At 41.7% G+C, this 19,897-nt stretch carries 24 protein-coding genes; 16 read left to right on the top strand and 8 right to left on the bottom strand.

Translation table 11 applies throughout. The features are described from left to right. The first annotated feature begins 9 nt into the window (after positions 1-9). The 5 genes from AC2YHV_RS18130 to AC2YHV_RS18110 all read left to right on the top strand — a co-directional run bounded on the left by AC2YHV_RS18130 (position 10) and on the right by AC2YHV_RS18110 (position 3,402). Complete coding sequence (locus AC2YHV_RS18130) at positions 10-660, top strand: methionine ABC transporter permease (protein ID WP_048687362.1); 651 nt, start codon at positions 10-12, stop codon at positions 658-660. 21 nt (positions 661-681) lie between these two features. Beyond that, positions 682-1,554: a MetQ/NlpA family ABC transporter substrate-binding protein gene (locus AC2YHV_RS18125; protein WP_098863891.1), complete on the top strand. Its 873-nt coding sequence runs from the start codon at positions 682-684 to the stop codon at positions 1,552-1,554. Between the two features lie 33 nt (positions 1,555-1,587). Continuing rightward, positions 1,588-2,790, top strand: a complete 1,203-nt coding sequence (locus AC2YHV_RS18120) for a M20 family metallopeptidase (RefSeq protein WP_411738956.1) — start codon at positions 1,588-1,590, stop codon at positions 2,788-2,790. Between the two features lie 185 nt (positions 2,791-2,975). Then, positions 2,976-3,182, top strand: a complete 207-nt coding sequence (locus AC2YHV_RS18115; RefSeq protein WP_063575213.1) for a Fur-regulated basic protein FbpA — start codon at positions 2,976-2,978, stop codon at positions 3,180-3,182. 25 nt (positions 3,183-3,207) lie between these two features. Further along, entirely contained in the window at positions 3,208-3,402 is a 195-nt protein-coding gene (locus AC2YHV_RS18110; protein ID WP_054399704.1) for a hypothetical protein, read from the top strand. A gap of 15 nt (positions 3,403-3,417) precedes the next feature. On the opposite strand, the gene AC2YHV_RS18105 is transcribed toward AC2YHV_RS18110, so the two are convergent. Together AC2YHV_RS18105 and AC2YHV_RS18100 are read right to left on the bottom strand one after the other, a co-directional pair. Further along, positions 3,418-4,011: a dienelactone hydrolase family protein gene (locus tag AC2YHV_RS18105; RefSeq protein WP_487373758.1), complete on the bottom strand. Its 594-nt coding sequence runs from the start codon at positions 4,009-4,011 to the stop codon at positions 3,418-3,420. Between the two features lie 115 nt (positions 4,012-4,126). Continuing rightward, complete coding sequence (locus tag AC2YHV_RS18100; RefSeq protein WP_278089643.1) at positions 4,127-4,501, bottom strand: SRPBCC family protein; 375 nt, start codon at positions 4,499-4,501, stop codon at positions 4,127-4,129. A 184-nt stretch (positions 4,502-4,685) separates the two neighbouring features. On the opposite strand from AC2YHV_RS18100, the gene AC2YHV_RS18095 reads away from it, so the two are divergent. The 3 genes from AC2YHV_RS18095 (at position 4,686) to AC2YHV_RS18085 (ending at position 6,259) form a co-directional block, all read left to right on the top strand. Further along, positions 4,686-5,300 (top strand): undecaprenyl-diphosphatase, encoded by a 615-nt coding sequence (locus AC2YHV_RS18095; RefSeq protein WP_098863885.1) that lies wholly within the window; start codon positions 4,686-4,688, stop codon positions 5,298-5,300. A gap of 111 nt (positions 5,301-5,411) precedes the next feature. Then, a complete protein-coding gene (gene fabZ / locus AC2YHV_RS18090) occupies positions 5,412-5,837 on the top strand; it encodes a 3-hydroxyacyl-ACP dehydratase FabZ (protein ID WP_487373757.1) in 426 nt (141 codons plus the stop codon). A gap of 2 nt (positions 5,838-5,839) precedes the next feature. Next, positions 5,840-6,259 carry an NUDIX hydrolase gene (locus AC2YHV_RS18085; RefSeq protein ID WP_487373756.1) on the top strand — a complete coding sequence of 140 codons (420 nt, stop codon included), beginning with the start codon at positions 5,840-5,842 and terminating at the stop codon, positions 6,257-6,259. Between the two features lie 61 nt (positions 6,260-6,320). Here AC2YHV_RS18085 and AC2YHV_RS18080 read toward each other — a convergent pair whose 3' ends face one another. Further along, positions 6,321-6,902: an LOG family protein gene (locus AC2YHV_RS18080; RefSeq protein ID WP_034304154.1), complete on the bottom strand. Its 582-nt coding sequence runs from the start codon at positions 6,900-6,902 to the stop codon at positions 6,321-6,323. A gap of 97 nt (positions 6,903-6,999) precedes the next feature. On the opposite strand from AC2YHV_RS18080, the gene AC2YHV_RS18075 reads away from it, so the two are divergent. The 3 genes from AC2YHV_RS18075 (at position 7,000) to AC2YHV_RS18065 (ending at position 11,416) form a co-directional block, all read left to right on the top strand. Continuing rightward, the gene (locus AC2YHV_RS18075) at positions 7,000-7,320 is read left to right on the top strand and encodes a MazG nucleotide pyrophosphohydrolase domain-containing protein (protein WP_487373852.1); all 321 of its coding nucleotides are present in this window, start codon (positions 7,000-7,002) and stop codon (positions 7,318-7,320) included. A gap of 281 nt (positions 7,321-7,601) precedes the next feature. After that, complete coding sequence (locus AC2YHV_RS18070) at positions 7,602-8,177, top strand: TetR/AcrR family transcriptional regulator (RefSeq protein WP_487373754.1); 576 nt, start codon at positions 7,602-7,604, stop codon at positions 8,175-8,177. A 68-nt stretch (positions 8,178-8,245) separates the two neighbouring features. Continuing rightward, on the top strand, positions 8,246-11,416 hold the full coding sequence (locus tag AC2YHV_RS18065; RefSeq protein ID WP_487373753.1) for a bifunctional cytochrome P450/NADPH--P450 reductase: 3,171 nt from the start codon (positions 8,246-8,248) through the stop codon (positions 11,414-11,416). Between the two features lie 109 nt (positions 11,417-11,525). Here AC2YHV_RS18065 and AC2YHV_RS18060 read toward each other — a convergent pair whose 3' ends face one another. Both AC2YHV_RS18060 and AC2YHV_RS18055 read right to left on the bottom strand, forming a co-directional pair. Next, the gene (locus AC2YHV_RS18060; protein ID WP_487373751.1) at positions 11,526-11,726 is read right to left on the bottom strand and encodes a hypothetical protein; all 201 of its coding nucleotides are present in this window, start codon (positions 11,724-11,726) and stop codon (positions 11,526-11,528) included. After that, on the bottom strand, positions 11,723-11,947 hold the full coding sequence (locus AC2YHV_RS18055; RefSeq protein WP_487373750.1) for a hypothetical protein: 225 nt from the start codon (positions 11,945-11,947) through the stop codon (positions 11,723-11,725). Before AC2YHV_RS18055 ends, AC2YHV_RS18060 begins: the two co-directional genes overlap by 4 nt. A gap of 228 nt (positions 11,948-12,175) precedes the next feature. Between AC2YHV_RS18055 and AC2YHV_RS18050 the strand changes: the two genes are divergently transcribed. Then, positions 12,176-12,625: an NUDIX hydrolase gene (locus AC2YHV_RS18050; protein WP_487373749.1), complete on the top strand. Its 450-nt coding sequence runs from the start codon at positions 12,176-12,178 to the stop codon at positions 12,623-12,625. A gap of 310 nt (positions 12,626-12,935) precedes the next feature. After that, on the top strand, positions 12,936-13,622 hold the full coding sequence (locus tag AC2YHV_RS18045) for an MBL fold metallo-hydrolase (RefSeq protein ID WP_487373748.1): 687 nt from the start codon (positions 12,936-12,938) through the stop codon (positions 13,620-13,622). Positions 13,623-14,060: 438 nt separating this feature from the next. Here AC2YHV_RS18045 and AC2YHV_RS18040 read toward each other — a convergent pair whose 3' ends face one another. After that, the gene (locus AC2YHV_RS18040; RefSeq protein ID WP_487373746.1) at positions 14,061-15,449 is read right to left on the bottom strand and encodes an aminotransferase-like domain-containing protein; all 1,389 of its coding nucleotides are present in this window, start codon (positions 15,447-15,449) and stop codon (positions 14,061-14,063) included. 188 nt (positions 15,450-15,637) lie between these two features. Here AC2YHV_RS18040 and azlC point away from each other — a divergent pair, with 188 nt between their 5' ends. The 3 genes from azlC (at position 15,638) to AC2YHV_RS18025 (ending at position 16,935) form a co-directional block, all read left to right on the top strand. Then, positions 15,638-16,393, top strand: coding sequence for an azaleucine resistance protein AzlC (gene azlC, locus AC2YHV_RS18035; protein ID WP_106026228.1), 756 nt, complete (start codon positions 15,638-15,640; stop codon positions 16,391-16,393). Further along, positions 16,390-16,722, top strand: coding sequence for a branched-chain amino acid transporter permease (locus AC2YHV_RS18030; protein ID WP_063575223.1), 333 nt, complete (start codon positions 16,390-16,392; stop codon positions 16,720-16,722). Before azlC ends, AC2YHV_RS18030 begins: the two co-directional genes overlap by 4 nt. A 72-nt stretch (positions 16,723-16,794) precedes the next feature. Continuing rightward, positions 16,795-16,935: a hypothetical protein gene (locus AC2YHV_RS18025; RefSeq protein WP_487373745.1), complete on the top strand. Its 141-nt coding sequence runs from the start codon at positions 16,795-16,797 to the stop codon at positions 16,933-16,935. Positions 16,936-17,346: 411 nt separating this feature from the next. Here AC2YHV_RS18025 and AC2YHV_RS18020 read toward each other — a convergent pair whose 3' ends face one another. Together AC2YHV_RS18020 and AC2YHV_RS18015 are read right to left on the bottom strand one after the other, a co-directional pair. Beyond that, positions 17,347-18,513, bottom strand: coding sequence for an MFS transporter (locus tag AC2YHV_RS18020; protein ID WP_487373744.1), 1,167 nt, complete (start codon positions 18,511-18,513; stop codon positions 17,347-17,349). A 291-nt stretch (positions 18,514-18,804) separates the two neighbouring features. Beyond that, on the bottom strand, positions 18,805-19,890 hold the full coding sequence (locus tag AC2YHV_RS18015) for an alpha/beta hydrolase (protein ID WP_487373743.1): 1,086 nt from the start codon (positions 19,888-19,890) through the stop codon (positions 18,805-18,807). Positions 19,891-19,897 lie beyond the last annotated feature (7 nt).

The raw sequence follows: 19,897 nt of genomic DNA, 5'->3' as shown, positions 1-19,897 counted from the left end.
CTTTGGGGTATGGAAATAACGGCAGACCAGCTGTCGACAGCTTTCGGTGACACACTTTATATGGTAGCCATCTCATTGATATTTTCCGGATTGATCGGGCTTCCGCTCGGTATCCTGCTTGTCATTACAAGAAAGGGTCACATCCTGGAGAATAAATGGATTTTTAATGTATTGAATCCGATCATCAATATCCTGCGGTCCGTTCCTTTCATCATCTTGCTTGTAGCACTCATTCCGTTTACAAGAATGATTGTCGGCAGTGCGATCGGAACGAATGCTGCCATTGTTCCGCTAATCTTTTACGCGGCTCCTTATATTGCCCGGCTTGTGGAAAACTCGCTGTTGGAAGTGGACAAAGGGATCATCGAGGCAGCTCAGGCGATGGGGGCGACAACATGGCAAATCATTTACCGCTTTTTGATTCCCGAGGGACTTAGTTCGTTGATTCTGACATTTACAACAGCGACAATCGGGCTTGTTGGATCTACGGCGATGGCAGGTGCTGTCGGTGCAGGCGGGGTCGGGGATTTAGCCTTGGCTTACGGTTACCAAAGGTTCGATACGATGACGATGATCGTCACAGTAGCGGCGCTCGTGATCATCGTTCAATTATTGCAATCCACCGGGAACTTTGTTTCAAGAAAAATAAGAAGAAGATAAAACTAACAGGAGGTTGGAAAAATGAAAAAAATCTTATTAACGATCATGGTATTGGCATTGGCCATCGTGGCTGCAGCATGCGGGAACGATGAGGGTGCATCAGGAAGTTCGGATGATGTAAAAACTGTGAAAGTCGGTGTCAGCAGCGGGGATACGAGAACATGGGAATACATTGTCGACTTGGCGAAAGAGGAAGGACTTAATATCGAACTGGTCACTTTCAATGATTATATCCAACCGAACCTTGCGTTAAGCGAAGGTGAAATTGATGCCAATTCATTCCAAACTGTCGCCTATTTCGATGAATTCGTTCAAGATCAAAATCTGAAATTGGAGGCCATCGGGTCGACTGTCATTGCACCTATGGGCCTTTATTCGAAAAAACATAAAAGTCTCAAAGATCTTCCGGATGGTGCTACGATAGCCGTTCCGAATGAAGCAACAAACTTTGGCCGGGCACTGCTCCTGCTTCAGGAAGCTGGATTGATTACATTGAAAGAAGAATTCAATGGATCGGGATCATTGGAAATCATTAAGGAAAATCCGAAAAACTTGAAAATCCAGCCTGTTGCTGCCGGCAATACACCGCGTCTATTGGATGATGCCGATGCTTCAGCCATCAATAATAACTTTGCCGTCGAAGCAGGCCTTACATTAAAAGATTCTTTATTCCATGAAAGTAAAACGGCGAAACCATATATTAATATCATTGCAGTTAAAAAGGGAAATGCCGATCGTCCTGAGCTGCAAAAATTAGTGGAGCTTTATCAATCGAAAGAAGTGGAAGCGTTCATTGAAAAAACGTTTAAAGGAAACACCATTCCTGCCTATGTTTCTGTAGATGAATTAGTGAATTACCAGGACGCTTGGACAAAACCAGCTAATGAAAAGTAATGGATGCATTCAAGAAAAAGGGGAGATTAAGACATGGCGAGAGAATCAGTGCTGAAGCAGCATAAGCAAATCATTGAAGATCATATCGACCTTCATTCCGAATTATATATCGAAACGAGTCAAGCCATTCATGCCAAACCTGAAATTGGGAATCAAGAGTTTTTCGCTTCGGATACATTAACCGGAATACTTCAAAATGAAGGATTTGAAGTGACACGCAATATTGCCGGGCATGAAACAGGATTCATCGCCAAAAAAATCTCTTCAAAGAAAGGACCTACAATTGCCTTTTTAGCCGAGTATGATGCATTGCCGGGTTTAGGCCATGCTTGCGGCCATAATATCATCGGCACAACGAGTGTGGCGGCAGGCATTTCCCTGGCTCAAGTGCTGGAGGAAACGGGCGGGGAGGTGATCGTTTTCGGAACACCGGCTGAAGAGGGCGGGCCGAATGGAAGTGCAAAAGGAAGCTTTGTGAAGCACGGTCTATTTGATGGGGTGGATGCGGCCATCCTTATCCATCCTGCAGGAAAAACGGGTGTAACAAGTCCGTTTTTGGCTGTCGACCCCCTTGATTTTCATTTTTACGGGAAGTCAGCCCATGCAGCAGCTGCACCTGAAGAAGGCGTGAATGCACTTGACGGGGTGATTCAGCTGTTCAATGGCATTAATGCTTTGCGTCAGCAGCTCCCGGCCGAGGTCAAAATTCACGGAATCATCACCAATGGCGGGGAAGCGCCTAACATCATTCCTGAATATGCTTCCGCCAGATTTTACATTAGAGCGACAACATGGAAACTTTGCCAAGAAGTATCCAATAAAATACGTGCAGTTGCTGAAGGGGCAGCACTTGCCACAGGAAGCACGGTTAAAGTGGAACGTTTCCAAAATGAAGTACTCGATTTTGTCATCAATCCAGTTCTGGATGAACTGCTAAAAGAAGAACTGACTCAATTAGGGGAAGCGGTGGCTCCTCGAAAAGAGAGTGGCTTTGGCTCGACGGATGCAGGTAATGTAAGCCATGCAGTGCCGACAGCACATCCTTATATAAAAATTGGACATGATGAGTTGATTGCCCATACGAATGAATTCCGCGACTGTGCCAAATCTCCTGCTGGAGACAAGGCCATCCTGACCGGAGCAAAAGCTCTAGCACTTACGGGGTATAAATTGCTTTCGGATAAAGACCTGTTGGATCAAGTGAAAGCGGCATTTCATGAAGCGAAGCAAAAATAAATAAGATGAAGGAAAAAAATAGTTGACTACGGAGCATGTAGTTAGTATTATAATAATACCAAGTAATTGAATAGGAATTATAGGTTAATTGACCGGAAAACCGGAGACTTTTCTTTCATGTAAAGAGGTGTCTCCGGTTTTTTGTGAATGGGCAAGTCAATACGTATTAAAAAGGAGGATGTATCATGGGGATATTATTGCGTAAAGCCATTGAGAAAAAAAGGAACTTCCTGATCAATAAGTTGATTAACAAGGGAGTTTATAAAAAGAATGACATCCATCTATTTGAATTGACCTTAACCGATTTAGAGAATGAATATATTAAAATAAACAAAATCGAAGAGAAGGAATCCGACGATCATTCCCCCTGTCTAGAGATACACTTCATATAATATCAGAATAAAAGGAGAGGGTGAAATGAGGAAGGGTGTGGAAGAAAGGCGGAAGGAATTAATCTATAAACTTATGATCCATACTGTAAATAAAACAGTGGAACAGCTTATGAAGTTAACCTTGAAAGAGTTGGAAACAGAATATAAAAAGGTTCAAAATGATTGTCACCCCCATAGTGATGCGGGTTCCATACATTGGATCCATACAAAACGGCAGTAGGGTGAATGTGGAACCTTAATTCACCATAAAAAATTCCAGCATTTTGCTAACGGCTGCTTGTGCTGATTCTGCATGATATTTTGAATGGTAAGGGTCGCTGAATCCGTGTCCCCCCATGAATTTATGAACTTCGACATCCTTACTTTCTAAAGCTGAAATTAACTCGTCGACATTAAATGATGGCTCTTCTAGTGGGAAAAATAGCAGTGCAGGGCATCGTGGCGCCAATTCTGCATAATTCCTAATACGCGAACCGTAGTAACCAACAATTCCATCGACACACTCTTCCTCACTGCACAGCCAAGCTACAGTTGCCCCTGCACTGAATCCAAGAATGAAAATCTTTTGGTATGCATCTTTTATATCCGATACTATATCCTTTATCTTATATAAAGCACCCGTGAAACCTACGTTCTCCATAAAATGCCGATAAGCAGCATCCTCTTCGGAATAATCAAATGGCCTCTCACGTTCTAACAAATCCGGACATATCACATCAAAACCCTGTCTTGATAATAACTCACAAAAACCCTGCATATGTCGGTTCAGGCCATATATTTCGTGAATGACAATGATGACAGTATCGGACTTTTTCTGTATGTTCAGCATTTTTTACCTCCTTGTGCGAATTTCTTCTATTATAAATACAGCCGTCTCCAGAAGGGGGACAGCAACGATTTTTTATAAACATGGAAATGAACTAGATTCTCTTTCAAATGAATGATTAGGTATAGGGAAGTTCTTTTCCTTCTAAACATGCTTTTAAGTTAGCCAAACTAAGTTCATATCCGTCCATGTTAATGGATACTCTAGTGCCTTCGGATTCTGGGAATATTTCAAAAGTGTAAACGAGTTTATCCGAATCCGAGGAATAAGAAAACCTTTCGTAAGGGATTATCTCTTGGATTGTAAAGCTCATTGGGATGCTTTCATTCTCTTTAAGGTTGTTATGTGCACTAGGCATTAATACGAAGATTGCCTTCTCTCCAACCTGGAGTTTAGGAATATTCCATTTTGAAATGATTTCATCATTCGTGATCGCATTCCAAATCGTTTCCTGTTTTTCATGAATTAGAACAGAGTTCCTATCATTATTCATTTGACTAACCTCCGTATTTTTCCTTGGATTATATAGAAAGTTCAGGGAATATACAAGACCCCACTAAGCTTCTTTAACCGCGTGACAAAATTGTAAGACGGCAGCTTAAACTGTTAGGAAGAACGATGGCGATATATTTCCTTTCTCTTTAATATGTAAGAAAAAGAGGAAGGTTGGGTATGAAATGGACTTTTTTGAGTTGAATACCAATGTATTCAGAATGATCAATGACTTAGGGAAACAGTACGATTATTTAAACCCTTCTGCCATTTTCATTGCCGAGTACATGGTATTTTTATTAGCTTTGGCAGTCATCGTAATATGGTTCACTCGAAATGAACAGAGTAGGATGATGGTTGTTTGTGGGATGATTACGTTTGTAATGGCTGAAATGATGGGAAAAATGGCAGGGAGATTACATTCGAATAATCAGCCATTTGCCGAATTGGCCAATGTTAATCAGTTAATTGAAAAAGCAGTGGATAATTCATTTCCAAGCGACCATACCATTTTGTTTTTCTCGTTTTGTGTCTCCTTTTGGCTTTTCAAAAGAGGATGGTGGTTGTTATGGATCATGCTGGCTTTCCTTGTTGGCATTTCCCGTATTTGGGTAGGTGTCCACTTTCCGGCGGATGTGCTGGCAGGAGCAATACTGAGCACCATTTCAGGATTGGCGGTATACCTTATTGTTCCTAAAATAAGCTTGATTCATAAATTATTAGGGGGATATGAGAGGTATGAAGAAATGGTTCTATCCCCGTTAACTAAATCGAAGGAAAAAAAATCAAAGGATTTGTAAGCGAAAACAGGGTTGCTAAGGCAGCCTTTTTTTATAATACAAAAATATCCATATGATGATCCTGATGGTAAAATTAAGTGAAAGCAATCCATCGCAATGGGGGTCTTAATATTGATTGATATCCAAGAAATCAAAGACATTATCAGGCATCGCTATCCATTTCTTTTAGTTGATAGAGTTTTGGAACTGGAAGAAGGAAAGAGGGCGGTGGCCATTAAAAACGTCACGGCAAATGAAGAGTTTTTTTCTGGTCACTTTCCCGATTACCCAGTGATGCCAGGTGTGTTGATCATAGAGGCATTAGCACAGGTAAGTGCTGTTGTCATGCTTACAAAAGAAGAAAATAAAGGGCGGATCGGGCTTTTGGCCGGGATCGATGGATGCCGTTTTAAAAGGCAAGTAAAACCAGGGGACCAATTACGTTTAGAAGTGGAGATTACTCGCTTGAAAGGTCCTATCGGTAAAGGTACAGGAAGGGCTACTGTCGAGGGGGAAACTGTATGCGAGACAGGGCTCATTTTTGCTTTTGGTGATTGATGATGATACCGATAAAAAAAGCTTACGGGTATGTGACAAGAATCAATAATGGAGAAAAACAGTTATTGGTTTTTCAACATCCCATTAAGGAAGCCGGTATACAGATACCCAAGGGAACGGTGAAGCCTCAAGAAGATGCTTACCAAGCAGTGATTAGGGAAATGAAAGAAGAAACAGGTCTGGAAAATTTTCATGTGGAGAAATTAATAACAGAAGATTTTTGGGAGAACGTCGATGGTGCCATACATAATAGATATTTTTATCAAATAAGTGTATCGAATGCTCCTGATGAATGGGACCATCAGCCGACGGGTGGAGGAGATGAAGCGGGGCTGACTTTTCATTTCTTCTGGATTTCATCCGAACATGAAGTGCAACTTATCAAAGGGCATGGAGATTATTTAAACCGGATATTTACCTAACCTGCAGTTTATCACAGCCGGCCAAGATCATTATTGATCTTGGCCGGCTGTTTTTTAATGATCAGGTTTGTTTCTCGGTAATGAAAGTTTTGACGGTTGGCGGTTCATATGTAATGAATTGATCAAGAAGTCCATTAGGTTCAACATCTACCAGCGCCATGGAACGGAATTTTTCATGCAGGAACTGTTCGTCGGCCATATGGTTGAATAAAGCGACCAAGGGATCATAATAGTGATTGATATTTAAGAGTCCGCAAGGTTTTTGATGAAGACCAAGCTGAGCCCAAGTGAAAATCTCAAAGAATTCTTCCAATGTTCCAGGCCCGCCTGGCAAAGCCATGAACCCATCTGCAAGCTCAGCCATTTTTGCTTTTCTTTCATGCATGGATTCCACGACGATCAGCTCGGTTAAGTTCTTATGTGCAATTTCCTTTTTTTCCAGGAAATCCGGCATTACGCCAATTACATTTCCGCCTGCTTCCAAGACGGAATCTGCAACTGCACCCATGATTCCTACACTTGATCCTCCATAAACTAGGGTAATCTTACGTTTTGCCAGTTCCGCACCCAGTTTTTTAGCCTCTTCTACATAGACAGCAGATGCACCTTTGCTTGATCCACAAAATACAGCTAGACTTTTCAAAATATCACATCTCCCATTTAGTAATCTTGCTTTCTTATCATACAAAATTAAAGGGGATTTGTTAAACTTGAATGATAAAAAAGAAGGGTGGATGGATATGGACGTCACTGAATTTCAACAATGGGTAAAAGAATATTATGAAGCACGGGGATGGTCAGAATTGGACATTTTCATTCGCATTGGCTTTTTGGCAGAAGAAACTGGAGAGGTTGCACGAGCCATTCGCTCCCTTGAGATCGGCAGGGATAGACCTGATGAAGTGATTGGTTCTTTTGAAGAGAACATACAGGAACTAACCGAAGAATTGGGAGATGTGTTAGGAAACTTGATTGTGATTGCGAACAAATACAATATCCCCTTGGAGGAAGTGTTCAATGCCCATAAAAATAAACTATCTGAACGCTATAATCAAGCATAAGTTTTTTTTCGTGTGAACAAAAAGTTTGCCTATATAATTTTAGTAAACCTGTGAAAGAGCTGTGACTATCAGCTCTTTTTCTTATGGGGCAAACGATAGTTCATCATCCCATTTTATTCCTGGAAAAGAAATAATTTCAGACTTTTATCCCCCTCCATTAATAAAGAATTCACAAAATATGGGTAGTATGCGCGATTGAGATTGGATTTTATTGGGTATACACTTGGATTAAAGGAATGAACGTTCATTCCGCATCTTTTGAAAAAAAGGGGGGGATCATTATGATCACGGCAGCAAATAAACGAGACAGTATAGTAAAAAGCGCTTTAGTGCTTTTCGCAGAACGGGGATATGATGCGACGACGATTCCGATGATTGCTGCATCGGCCGGAGTTGGAGCGGGTACCATTTATCGTTATTTCGAGAATAAGGAAGTGCTGGGCAACAAGATCTTTCAAGAGTACTTGGATATTTTCACTGAAACGGTCAAAAATGGATTTCCTCATGATGATTCAATTCGCACGCAGTTTCACCATATTTTTAAAACGATGGTTCACTTTACAACCGAGCAGGAACAAGCTCTTTATTTTATTAAAATCCATAGTGGAGCCCATTTTTTAAATGAAGATAGTCATGCCAGCTTTCAAGGGCTATTGAATATATTCAAAAACTTCTTTGATTCAGGAAAAGAGAAAAAAGAAATTAAGGAGCTTCCTTCTTCAGCTTTGATTGCCATCATTTACGGAGCTTTTCTTGAGCTTGAGCGACTTGTTCGCATCGGGGAGTTTGAACCTGACCCAAAACTTTTGGCAGATGTGGAAGAAAGCTTTTGGGATGCAGTGCGATTGCATGTTTGAGACACTTTCAAAATAAACGGAATGAACGTTCATTCCGCAATCTAACTATCTAATGAGGTGCTAATAAAATGGAAAATACAACTCAGTTTCCACAGCCAAAGACATATGGCCCCCTAGGCAGCCTGCCTATCATTGATAAGGATAAGCCGCTTCAGTCTTTCATGAAGCTGGCACGAGAACTTGGGCCGATTTTTCAGTTTCAATTTCCGGGACGAATCACTACATTCGTATCCAGTGCTACCCTTGCTAAAGAAATATGTGATGAAACAAGATTTGATAAGAAAGTCGGTCCAGCCCTTCAGAAAGTGAGGGCGTTTGGCGGTGATGGTCTCTTCACAAGTGAAACGAAGGAACCGAATTGGAAAAAGGCGCATAACATCCTGCTGCCCAGCTTTAGCCAGCAGGCAATGAGGGGCTATCATGCTAAAATGGTGGATCTTGCTACCCAGCTCATTCAAAAATGGGCTCGCCTGAATCCGGCTGATGAGATAGATGTTCCTGAGGATATGACACGATTGACCTTGGATACGATCGGACTATGCGGGTTCAATTACCGCTTTAACAGTTTTTATCGGGAGACCACCCATCCATTTGTGAACAGTATGGTGCGTGCGCTGGATGAAGCGATGAGCCAAACGCAGCGGCTTGGCATCCAAGATAAACTGATGATCAAATCTAAAAAACAATTCAGGGAAGACATTCAATATATGTTCTCTCTAGTGGATGAATTGATTGCCGAACGAAAACAAAATGGTGATCACGGAGAAGATGACCTTCTTTCCCATATGTTGAAAGGAGTCGATCCTGAAACGGGTGCATCACTGGATGATGAAAATATTCGTTTCCAAATCATTACCTTTTTAATAGCTGGGCATGAAACGACGAGCGGTCTTCTATCGTTCGCCATCTATTTCCTCATGAATAACAGAGACAAGTTAAAAAAAGCGCAGCAAGAAGTCGATGAAGTGCTTGGTGATGATGTTCCTGATTACAAACAAGTGAAAAAGCTGAAATATGTCCGGATGGTACTGAATGAAACGCTTCGTCTGTGGCCGACAGCTCCGTCGTTTTCCGTATATGCAAAAGAAGATACCATGCTGGACGGAAAATACAATGTGAAGAAAGATGATGTGTTCTCACTGCTCATTCCCGAGCTTCACCGTGATCCATCCGTTTGGGGTGATGACGTTGAATCGTTCATTCCTGAGCGGTTCGAGGATTTGGATTCCATCCCTTATCATGCGTATAAACCGTTTGGAAACGGGCAGCGCGCCTGTATCGGACAGCAGTTTGCCCTTCATGAAGCGACACTGGTGCTTGGCATGGTTTTACAGCACTTTGACCTGATCGATCATGAAGAATATCAATTGGAAGTTAAAGAAACATTGACTCTTAAACCGGACGGATTGACCATGCGCGTTTCACCGAGGAAGAAGGCGTTATCGTTTACCGTTGCTTCTTCAGAACCAAAGTCTCCGGAAAAAGGTGCCGCGGTATCTCCAACCGAATCAGTACATGGAACACCATTACTCGTCCTGTTTGGATCAAACATGGGAACAGCGGAAGGGATTGCTCGCGACCTTGCCGAAACAGGGAAGCGGCAAGGCTTCCATGCCGAAGTTGCTCCTTTAAATGATTACACCGATCGGCTTCCAAAAGAAGGAGCTGTTCTCATTGTCACGGCATCCTATAATGGAAATCCCCCTGATAATGCAGGTGACTTCGTTTCATGGCTGAAGGAAAGCCATGGTGACACATTGGATGGTGTTCACTATGCGATCTTCGGCTGCGGGGACCGCAATTGGGCCAATACGTACCAACGCATTCCAATCTTCATTGATGAGCAGCTGGAACAAAAAGGAGCAGTGCGGCTGTCAGAAACAGGCTATGGGGATGCAAGCGATGACTTTGAAGGGGATTACGAGAAATGGTCAGAAGCGCTTTGGCCGAATCTTGCCGAAACCCTGAACATTGAAGTGAATAAGAATGATCGGGAAGTCAGCTCGATTACGATGAACTTCGTAAGTGATGTGAGCGGCACACCGCTTGCCCGGACTCATCATGCGTTTACATCCATTGTAAAAAGGAATATTGAATTACAGCATGAAGATAGCGGAAGAAGTACACGGCATATAGAATTAACGCTGCCAGAGGGAATACATTATCAGGAAGGCGATCATCTCGGGGTGCTTCCGCAAAATCCGGCGGAACTTGTCGAGCGAGTGCTCGGTCGATTTAACCTAAACGGCCAAGATTACGTGAATCTGACTGGGGATTCCGGAAAAGCAGCCCATCTTCCTACAGGAAAACCGGTAAAACTGGAAGAGTTACTATCAAACCATGTGGAGTTCCAAGAACCCGCCACCCGGTCTCAAATACGGGCGCTTGCCACTCATACGGTATGTCCTCCACATGTAAAAGAACTTGAAGATCTTCTTTTGGACAATATCTATAAACAAGAAATCCTGAACAAGCGCATAACCATGCTTGATCTATTAGAAAAGTATCTTGCATGTGTAATCCCGTTTGAACGTTTCCTGGCTTTACTGCCACCTTTAAAAGCAAGATACTATTCCATCTCAAGCTCACCACTCCACAACGAAGGAGAAGCAAGCATCACCGTAAGCGTCGTCCGTGGAGAAGCTTTGAGCGGCAACGGGGAATACAAAGGAATTGCATCGAATTATTTGGCAGAACGCTCCCAAGGAGACAAAATAGCCTGCTTTATCAATACGCCGCAATCCAACTTCCAGCTGCCAAAGCAAACAGGAAAACCAATCATCATGATCGGCCCTGGAACAGGCATTGCACCATTCAGGGGATTCATACAATCACGTCGCGCTTTAAAAGAAAAAGGTGAAACGCTAGGGACGGCCCACCTTTACTTTGGATGCCGTAATCCGGAACACGATTTCCTCTATCAAGAAGAACTCGTGCAAGCCGAACAAGAAGGCCTTGTAACACTGCACACCGCTTACTCCAGATGTCCCGGTCAAGAAAAAACATATGTCCAGAACCGATTAGCGGAAAACGCCCATGACATCCTTCCTTTATTAAAAGAAGAAGGAGGACACCTATACATCTGCGGAGACGGAAGCAAAATGGCGCCAGATGTTGAAAGAACCATAGTTGACAGCTATATGCATATCTATCAAACACAGAGAGAAGAAGCCACAGAATGGCTGCAATCATTAGAAGAGAATGGCAGATATGCGAAAGATGTTTGGGCAGGAGCATAAATAAGAAAAGCAGCGATCCTTAAAGGAATCGCTGCTTTCTTTATGAAAATACGAACTCACGAGTAAATCGTGCAAATTCGCGAGTAAATAGCGGAAACTCACGAGTAAATCACTCGAATTCACGAGTAAAACAGCGAAACTCACGAGTAAATAATGCAAATTCACGAGTAAATCGCTCAAACTCACGAGTAAAACAGCAAAACTCACGAGTAAAGCCCGAATTCACGAGTAAAACAGCGAAACTCACGAGTAAATAGTGCAAATTCACGAGTAAATCGCTCAAACTCACGAGTAAAACAGCAAAACTCACGAGTAAAGCCCGAATTCACGAGTAAAACAGCGAAAATCACGAGTAAATAGTGCAAATTCACGAGTAAATCGCTCAAACTCACGAGTAAAACAGCAAAACTCACGAGTAAATTGCAAATACACGTGTAAAACAGCAGAAATCTCGAATATATCGCTCAAACTTTCGAATATATCGCCCAAAATCTTGAATATATCGCCCAAACTCACAAATATATCAATCAAACTCTTGAATATATCGCTCAAACCTCGAATGATGACGGAGAGCGTTTACGGATTCTATATTCATTGTTAGAATTTGAGAATGTGTTAATACTTGGAGGCAGTGGAAGTGAGGGATGTTTGGTCATGGTCCTTCTTATTATTTATGTGTTAAGTATTTTTTGCTTCACTCCCATTAACCAGCTTAGCCATGATGTGGCAAGAACTAACGATAAAGGGGTTCTTTTTAAAATGTTTAAGTATACTGTTTGTTTTGTAAAGAAGAATAATGAACTTCTTATGCTTAACCGGGAGAAAGCTCCAATTATGGGTGTCTGGAATGGGGTGGGTGGGAAAATCGAGAAAGGTGAAACACCTGATATTGGTGCGCAGCGTGAGGTATTTGAGGAAACGGGGATAGAGGTAGAGTCCTTTTTTTCAAAAGGAACCGTAACCTGGGAGACTCCAGAAGGTGAATTGGATGGAATATATGTATATTTGTATATGGCGGATAAGGATTTAATTTATGAAACACCGAAAAAAACGCGGGAAGGCATTCTTGATTGGAAATCCATTGATTGGATACTTCATCCGCTTAATCTCGGAATTGCTGAGATGGTTTCACAGTACTTGCCGGTTTTATTGAAAAAAGAAGGCAACTATACATTCACTTACAAAAATGGTCAAATGCATAGATTTTGAACGAATCTCGTACCCTTTTGAAACTTGAATCCTTAAAGGCGAAATTCATCAGAATAATAGTTGCTTTATATGCTTATCAGCTAATTACCGGAAGTGTTCGATTTTGTTAATAACAGGATTAGCGGAACATCAAAAAGATAGAAAATGAGGTTTTTTGAGGTTGCTGTTGTCTAATTATTTCTTTTCATTGTTTCCATACAGGGTTTCTTGATGGACTAACAGCGTTAGTTCAATAACTGTTTTTGGCACCCTTGCAATTAATAAAAAGTTGAAGAATATATAGAATGAACGGGAGGTGTATGGGAGGAAAATGAAGATAATGGAACTGCCAATTGAATTTGAATTTAATGGACAAAAAAATCATATTAATCCTAGCTTGATTATTTCAAAGGATGAACTAACCTTGGTCGATACAGGGTATCCAAATTTTTTACCTTTCATTGAAAATGAATTTTTAAAAAATGGTTATGACATGAAGAAGTTAAAGAATATTATCATTACTCATTATGATATTGATCATATAGGCTCCTTATATGACTTCAAGGAAAAGTATCCCCACATTAACCTGATTGCAAGTGAAGTGGAGTCAAAATATATTAGTGGTGAAATGAAGTCAGAGAGATTGGTTCAGGCCGAAGAAATGCTGGAAAATATGCCAATTCAAGAAATCGAATTCGGGAAATGGTTTATCCAACAATTAAAGAATTTAAAGCATGTTTCAATTGATGAAAAGGTACATGATGGTGATTGGATTTTGGATAACGAATGTAGAGTAGTAGCAACACCGGGACATACTTCAGGTCATATTTCATTATATTTTCCACGTTTAAAAAGTGTAATAGCAGGTGATGCAGCTGTTATAGAGAATAATGAATTGCTCATTGCTAATCCGCACTTTTGTTTAAATGTAGAGAAAGCAGAACAGTCTTTAAGAAAGATTAAGGATCTAAAAGCTGAAAACTACTACTGTTATCATGGCGGGACATTCACTATATAAATGGGTCCTTGCTTAACCTCTTTTTGTCGATATACTCCCATAATTAAGTCTGTCTGCAATTATTAAAAAACGTTCGGAGTTGATTTCAGAAATCCGCTCCCTTTCCGCAGACTGTCTGCCAAGCCCCTCACCGCAAGCGGCTGTGGGGTTTCGGCTAGCCAGTTATTCGGCAGGAGTGTCGCAAATTTCTCATGAAGGATAAACGGGTCTTCATTTGAATGGTCCGGGGTGAGACCATTCCGGAGATTTGTAGACTAACTCGATAATAATCAAGTTGTCAAATCTTGAACATTTATATCCACTCTAGGCATTCGCTTTCGGCGGGTGGCTCGCCCTCGGCACTTTTGCGCCTGGGGATCTCCTTAATACTCGATTTTCTCGCAGGATTCTTGAACCTTCCGATCCAATCAACTAGAATGTTTTTTTACTAGACTTAAATCAGCCTAAATACTGCTTTAATATTTCTAATCCTATTTTTAACTCATCGAATGAGTTTGTGGAAGAAAGGGCGATACGCAAATACATATCAGGAGTGGTCTGCCCGCTTTGAAAACGATTGGAATGAAAAACCCGAATACCGCGCCTTTTCAAATCGGTTTCCAGCTGTAACGCATCGTTATGCCCTTTAATTGGAAGCCAGCGATATAGACTGAGAGGATGTCCGACATCCTTTCTTAAGGGGAAATATTCCGAATAAATATCATTTGCAGTCTGTGCAAGCCGTTTCTTATGAGAAACAATTTCATGAGCCTTTCCTGATAGGATTAGCTCTGTGATGACCTCTGCATCAAAAGAAGAGGTCTTTACATTTATGTTGAAAATGGCCTGGGAAATTTTCTCGCGTAATGTTTCTCCATAAACCATATAGGCAACTCTTAATCCGGAACATATGGACTTAGAGGTGCCGCAAATATAAACGCTCTGTTCCGGAAGCAAATGGAACATCGGCTGCCGGTAGTCGGAGATAATGCCTGCCGTCAGGAATGCATGAATATCATCCTCAATCAAAATTAACCGATGCTTTCGGATTACCGCTGCCAATTCTTGCTTTCGAATATCCGACATCATGATTGTGGTCGGATTGTTGCAGGAGGGCATCAGAAATATCCCGTCAATATTTGTTTGACAGCATTGCTTTTCAAGTTCATCTGGCAGCATTCCAAACTGGTCCCCGTGAATGGGCACTAACTTAATATGAAACATCTTTGCCAGCTCGATAAAGTTTGAATATGTGTATAAGTCGGTTGCAATTCTATTACCAGGCTCAAACAAAGCAGCGAGGGCAACAGCCAATGCATTTTGGGCACCGGAAACGATTGCTATATGCTCTTGATCCGCGTGAATGCCGAAAGATTCCATCCAGTTTAGAGCTGCTGTTTTTTGATGTGGAATACCAGTCGGATCGTTGTAATTGAGCAGCTGTTCCAAATAACTTTTGTTCACGGTTTTTTGTAAGGTTTCTGAAACGATATCATTGGTTTGCTCAAAAGATGCCACAAAACCAAGATCGATGCTGTTTGCCGTTTTATCCGCGGAAATGGTTATGGAACGAGTGGCATTGGGAGCCACAAAGGTTCCGCTTCCCGTAACGGCATATATCAATCCCTTTACCTCGCACACTTTATAGGAACGGGTAATCGTAGTGAAATTTAAGTCAAGAAAATCTGCCAATTCTCGTTGAGGGGGCAACTTGGTTCCAGGTGCTAAAAAGCCATTTGTTATATCTTGTTCAAGTAATGATGCGAGAGATTTATAAAAAGGACGCTTTAATGCATTCTTATCAGGTTTCCAGGACATTGGATAATTGTCAAATGAATTTACTGGCATATTTCACCTCTCCTAGACTTATTCCATACAATCATATCATTTTTTGTATGGAATTCTAATATTGAAACGGTCGGCTTTAAAAGAATATTAGGTGATTAACCTATCAGACTCCCCCATTTTGATGAAATGGGGCAATTTTATTTTAATTGTAATCCATACAATTAACTTGTTTTTTGTACGGATTTTGTATGTTAAGTTTAAATAAATTTAGCCATCAGGATGTGATTTATATGAAAAAACGAACTCAACTGATACCAGCATTTCGTGCGGCTTTTCCGTACACAGTGCCCATTTTGGCAGGCTTTTTATTTTTAGGCATCGCTTATGGGATCTTTATGAATTCATTAGGGTTCAGCGCGATTTACCCGATATTGATGAGTCTAACGATATTTGCAGGATCGATGGAGTTTATTGCAGCCAATTTATTGCTTGTCGCGTTCAATCCGATTAACGCCCTTTTTCTAACCTTAATGGTGAATGCACGGCATTTGTTTTATGGCATATCCATGCTTGATAAATATAGGGGGACCGGTAAGAAAAAGCTGTATCTGATTTTTGGGCTTTGCGATGAGTCTTTTTCCATCAATTGTACCGTTGATGTACCGAAGGATGTGGATAAGGGCTGGTTCATGTTTTTCGTGACAATGCTCAACCATTGTTATTGGGTGATAGGAGCAGCGATTGGCGGCATCTTTGGCTCTTTTGTCAAATTCAATACAGAAGGACTCGATTTTGTTATGACGGCTCTCTTTGTCGTGATTTTCATTGAACAATGGATGAAAGAGAAAAACCATCATAGTGCTCTTGCTGGGCTTGGCCTGTCAGCTGTCTGCCTAATTATATTTGGCGGAAGCAACTTCATTATCCCTGCCATGCTTGCCATTTTGGGGTTACTTTCCTTACTTAGAAAGCCGTTAGAGAAAGTTGAGGTGAGAACCATATGACAATGACTTTAACTCAGCAAATCATTACAATTGCGATGGTAGTTTTAGGTACAATGCTTACAAGGTTTCTGCCGTTCATCGTTTTCCCATCAGGAAAACCCACACCGAAGTATGTACAGTATCTCGGTAAAATGCTGCCATCCGCAGTAATTGGGCTTTTAATCATTTATTGTTTAAAGGATGTAAGCCTGCAATCCGGAAGTCATGGCATCCCTGAATTTATTGGGGTGGCGGTAGTTGCCCTGCTTCACATTTGGAAGAAAATGATGCTCCTCTCGATAGCGGGGGGAACCATTGTCTACATGATGCTGATTCAATTGGTTTTTTAAAGAGATAATGATCAGCACAGCCAACTCCCATCACAATTACTGATATCAATGGAATTGGAAGGGGCAGGTATAGTGGCCCGTGCAACGGAAGTCAAACGAAACCATCGGACAGGATTTTATCGGATAGACATCCTGCATGAGCAAAACCTGTTCGCAGCCATGGAGGCAGTATCATACCGAAAAGATCATTATTTTATAGAACTTGATGAATAGCAGAGCTGTCTTTAAGGCAGCTTTTTCTTATGGCATTTAGGGCAGTGCAGTTTACATGCATTTCTTTATAAGTTATTGAAACATTAATCAATCCTCTTTCCAGCAATCCTGAAATGGGTCGGTTATTCTGAATCGCTGAAAAGGCTAGGCAGTGGGCATGCCTAGCTTCGGACTGTAGCGATATTAATTAAGATGGCCTACATTTTTTTGAGGGAGTGTAAAATATGAACGTTGATTGGAACGTAGGGCACTCGCTTTCCGCGGGCGGTCCGCCCTCGGCTTGCGCCTGGGGGGTCTCCCTTGGACGCGCTTTTCCCGCAGGAGTCCCGAACACCCGCTCCATTCAACTTTGTTTAAAAATTCAGATGGATCCCCTTTTATCTACAAGCAGGCTAGGCAGTGGGCACATACTCAGGAAAGTTGTTGTGCAGGAGTAAACTTGTAGTTTCTTAGGAAAATCATTACCGAACTTAATAACAATGATAGTAAACCCACGAATACCACATATTGTGTACCCAGCTCTGATATGAATAATCCACCTGCTGCAGCTCCAATTGTCGTTCCCAAGTTAACCGCTGTTAAAAATAGTCCATTAGCGAAATCAGGAGATTCGGAGGCTGAAGACATGATCCAGTATTGATTGATATTACCCCCTATACCAGCTAAAATCCCCCAAATTAATGTAAGGATAGCCATAGGTATGGTGAACTGTCCAAATAAGAATAATATGATGTAAACTGCTCCCAATGCAAAAGGGAAAATCACTACAGTTTTGTTCGCATTTTTAGTAAGCAGCTTCCCTGCCGCGATGTTTCCAATAATATTGGCACCACCGTAAATGAGTAACATTAAACTGATTGTATTCGAAGACATATTCGTAACAGTTTTCAGATACTCAGTAAGATAGCTATAAACTCCAAATATGGCTGAGTTCAATAAAATGACAGCGACAATGGAAAGCCATGTAATCGATTTTTTTAATACGGATAATTGCGCTCCGTAAGAAAGTTTTTCCTTAACAGGCATGGATGGTACAAAAATCAATGTAGCAAGAAATACAATCGCATTAACAATCGCAAAGAATGCCATCGCCATTTCAATCGAAGCTGCATTAGCAATAAAACTTACGATGGGTACACCGACTACCATTCCAGCGGATACTCCGATAAAAACTTTAGAAACAGCTTTTGGGGCTTCTTCCTTGCTGACGGAGTCTGCCGCGACGGTAAAAGCCAATGAACAGTAAATCGGATGAAAAAAGGCTGGAATTATGCGGGCAACTAATGCAAGGGTAAAGTTAGTTGTAAATATGGATACGATGTTCCCCAAAACGAAAACACCTAGCACAAGCAGCATGACCTTCTTCCGGTTCATCCCCGAAAATAATAACGGCATAGTTGGACCGGATACAGCTACAGCAAGGGCAAAAAGACTCACAAGCAATCCTGCTTTTGAGATGCTGACATGAAAGTGTTCGGCAATGGAAGGCAAGATGCCGATTACCCCCATTTCAGTATTGATGATTCCGAAAACACCGATGGTTAATATAAAGATAAGTAAGTTATTTGGTTTAGTCATAAAATAGATTTCCTTCTTTCAGGAAAGTGTCATTTTCTAGTAGCGATAAGGAGTCATCTTACATTTATCAATTAGGTAAACTTTTTCAATTATAACGGTAAAATCACTTGTTGATATCTACTCCAGATTCAATTTTCCCTAGTTTAATAAGTCATATCCAAAGGCCATATAAAAAATAGCTGAATTCCACTCATTGCGTATGGAATTCAGACAAAAAAGTGTGAGTTCCGACAAGATTTGCAGGACTCACACAGTGGTTTCACGCAAAGCTTGCTGCGGTTCATACTGGCCTTATTTCTTCGTCAGATTTTTTTTGAAGAAGGACTCGAGCTTATCAAAGGGGATTAAATTCACCCGGTCGTACAGATCCACATGACCTGCGCCTGGAACAATGTAGAGTTCCTTCGGTTCGACCGCCAGCTTGTAGGCGTCTTCGCTGAACTCTCTGGAATGAGCGTTTTCACCCGTGATGAAAAGCATCGGACGAGGGGAAATCGTCTCTATGTCTTCGAACGGGTAAAAGTTCATGAACTTGACGTTACTGGTCAGAGTAGGGTGTGTCGTCCGTTCCGGCGATGTGCCCTTGGGAGTGAATTCACCTCTTGGAGTGCGGTAGAAGTCATAAAACTCGCGTTCAATCGCCGTTGAGTTTTCATTCAGTTCATGTACTGTCCCACTGGTGTATTTGGTTTTACCGCCTGTGAACTCCACATAGCGTTGCTCCGCTGCCTCTTCGAGAATCTTCTTTCTCTGCTCAAGAGTCTGCGAGTGTTTAAGCCCGTTACGGTTGGCGGCCCCCATGTCGTACATACTGACTGTCGCAATGGCTTTCATGCGAGGATCGATCTTGGCTGCGCTGATGGCAAAGCTCCCGCTGCCGCAAATCCCGAGAACACCAATCCGATCTTTGTCAACAAACGGCCGGGTGCCTAGGAAATCCACCGCAGCACTGAAATCCTCGGCATAGATATCCGGCGAAACAGCGTTGCGGGGCTGACCCTCACTCTCTCCCCAGAAAGACAAATCCAAGGACAAAGTAACAAATCCCCGTTCAGCCATTTTAGCGGCATACAAATTCGCACTTTGTTCTTTTACTGCGCCCATAGGATGCCCGACAATGATCGCGGGATTTTTGGTGTTCTTCTTCAAACCTTTGGGTATGAAAAGGTTCCCTGCGACATTCATGTTGTATTGGTTTTTAAACGTAACCTTCTTCATGGTTACCTTGTTGCTTTTGTAAAAGTTGTCTGCCCCATTCGTCATGTCTGGCGTGTATGCAGCGCCAACGCCGGTCTTGGGTGCAATGATGGTCACGGATAAAAGCAAGCCCAGTGCTATCAATGTGAGTACACGCCTGATAATCGTTTTTTTTTTCATTTTTAAA

Source organism: Peribacillus sp. SRI_006, from assembly GCF_057586375.1.
Note: the sequence above shows the minus strand (reverse complement) of the source record. Positions and strands in the feature narration are given on the sequence as shown.

Excerpts from the sequence above, each read along its gene's own strand:
- AC2YHV_RS18065 (WP_487373753.1), top strand. The coding sequence starts at position 8,246 with ATGGAAAATACAACTCAGTTTCCACAGCCAAAGACATATGGCCCCCTA.
- AC2YHV_RS18040 (WP_487373746.1), bottom strand. The coding sequence starts at position 15,449 with ATGCCAGTAAATTCATTTGACAATTATCCAATGTCCTGGAAACCTGAT.
- AC2YHV_RS18100 (WP_278089643.1), bottom strand. The coding sequence starts at position 4,501 with ATGAATAATGATAGGAACTCTGTTCTAATTCATGAAAAACAGGAAACG.
- AC2YHV_RS18130 (WP_048687362.1), top strand. The coding sequence starts at position 10 with ATGGAAATAACGGCAGACCAGCTGTCGACAGCTTTCGGTGACACACTT.
- AC2YHV_RS18020 (WP_487373744.1), bottom strand. The coding sequence starts at position 18,513 with ATGACTAAACCAAATAACTTACTTATCTTTATATTAACCATCGGTGTT.
- AC2YHV_RS18095 (WP_098863885.1), top strand. The coding sequence starts at position 4,686 with ATGGACTTTTTTGAGTTGAATACCAATGTATTCAGAATGATCAATGAC.
- AC2YHV_RS18050 (WP_487373749.1), top strand. The coding sequence starts at position 12,176 with ATGTTTAAGTATACTGTTTGTTTTGTAAAGAAGAATAATGAACTTCTT.
- AC2YHV_RS18120 (WP_411738956.1), top strand. The coding sequence starts at position 1,588 with ATGGCGAGAGAATCAGTGCTGAAGCAGCATAAGCAAATCATTGAAGAT.
- AC2YHV_RS18030 (WP_063575223.1), top strand. The coding sequence starts at position 16,390 with ATGACAATGACTTTAACTCAGCAAATCATTACAATTGCGATGGTAGTT.
- AC2YHV_RS18015 (WP_487373743.1), bottom strand. The coding sequence starts at position 19,890 with ATGAAAAAAAAAACGATTATCAGGCGTGTACTCACATTGATAGCACTG.
- AC2YHV_RS18075 (WP_487373852.1), top strand. The coding sequence starts at position 7,000 with ATGGACGTCACTGAATTTCAACAATGGGTAAAAGAATATTATGAAGCA.
- AC2YHV_RS18105 (WP_487373758.1), bottom strand. The coding sequence starts at position 4,011 with ATGCTGAACATACAGAAAAAGTCCGATACTGTCATCATTGTCATTCAC.
- AC2YHV_RS18110 (WP_054399704.1), top strand. The coding sequence starts at position 3,208 with ATGAGGAAGGGTGTGGAAGAAAGGCGGAAGGAATTAATCTATAAACTT.
- AC2YHV_RS18070 (WP_487373754.1), top strand. The coding sequence starts at position 7,602 with ATGATCACGGCAGCAAATAAACGAGACAGTATAGTAAAAAGCGCTTTA.
- AC2YHV_RS18085 (WP_487373756.1), top strand. The coding sequence starts at position 5,840 with ATGATACCGATAAAAAAAGCTTACGGGTATGTGACAAGAATCAATAAT.
- azlC (WP_106026228.1), top strand. The coding sequence starts at position 15,638 with ATGTTAAGTTTAAATAAATTTAGCCATCAGGATGTGATTTATATGAAA.
- AC2YHV_RS18125 (WP_098863891.1), top strand. The coding sequence starts at position 682 with ATGAAAAAAATCTTATTAACGATCATGGTATTGGCATTGGCCATCGTG.
- AC2YHV_RS18115 (WP_063575213.1), top strand. The coding sequence starts at position 2,976 with ATGGGGATATTATTGCGTAAAGCCATTGAGAAAAAAAGGAACTTCCTG.
- AC2YHV_RS18045 (WP_487373748.1), top strand. The coding sequence starts at position 12,936 with ATGAAGATAATGGAACTGCCAATTGAATTTGAATTTAATGGACAAAAA.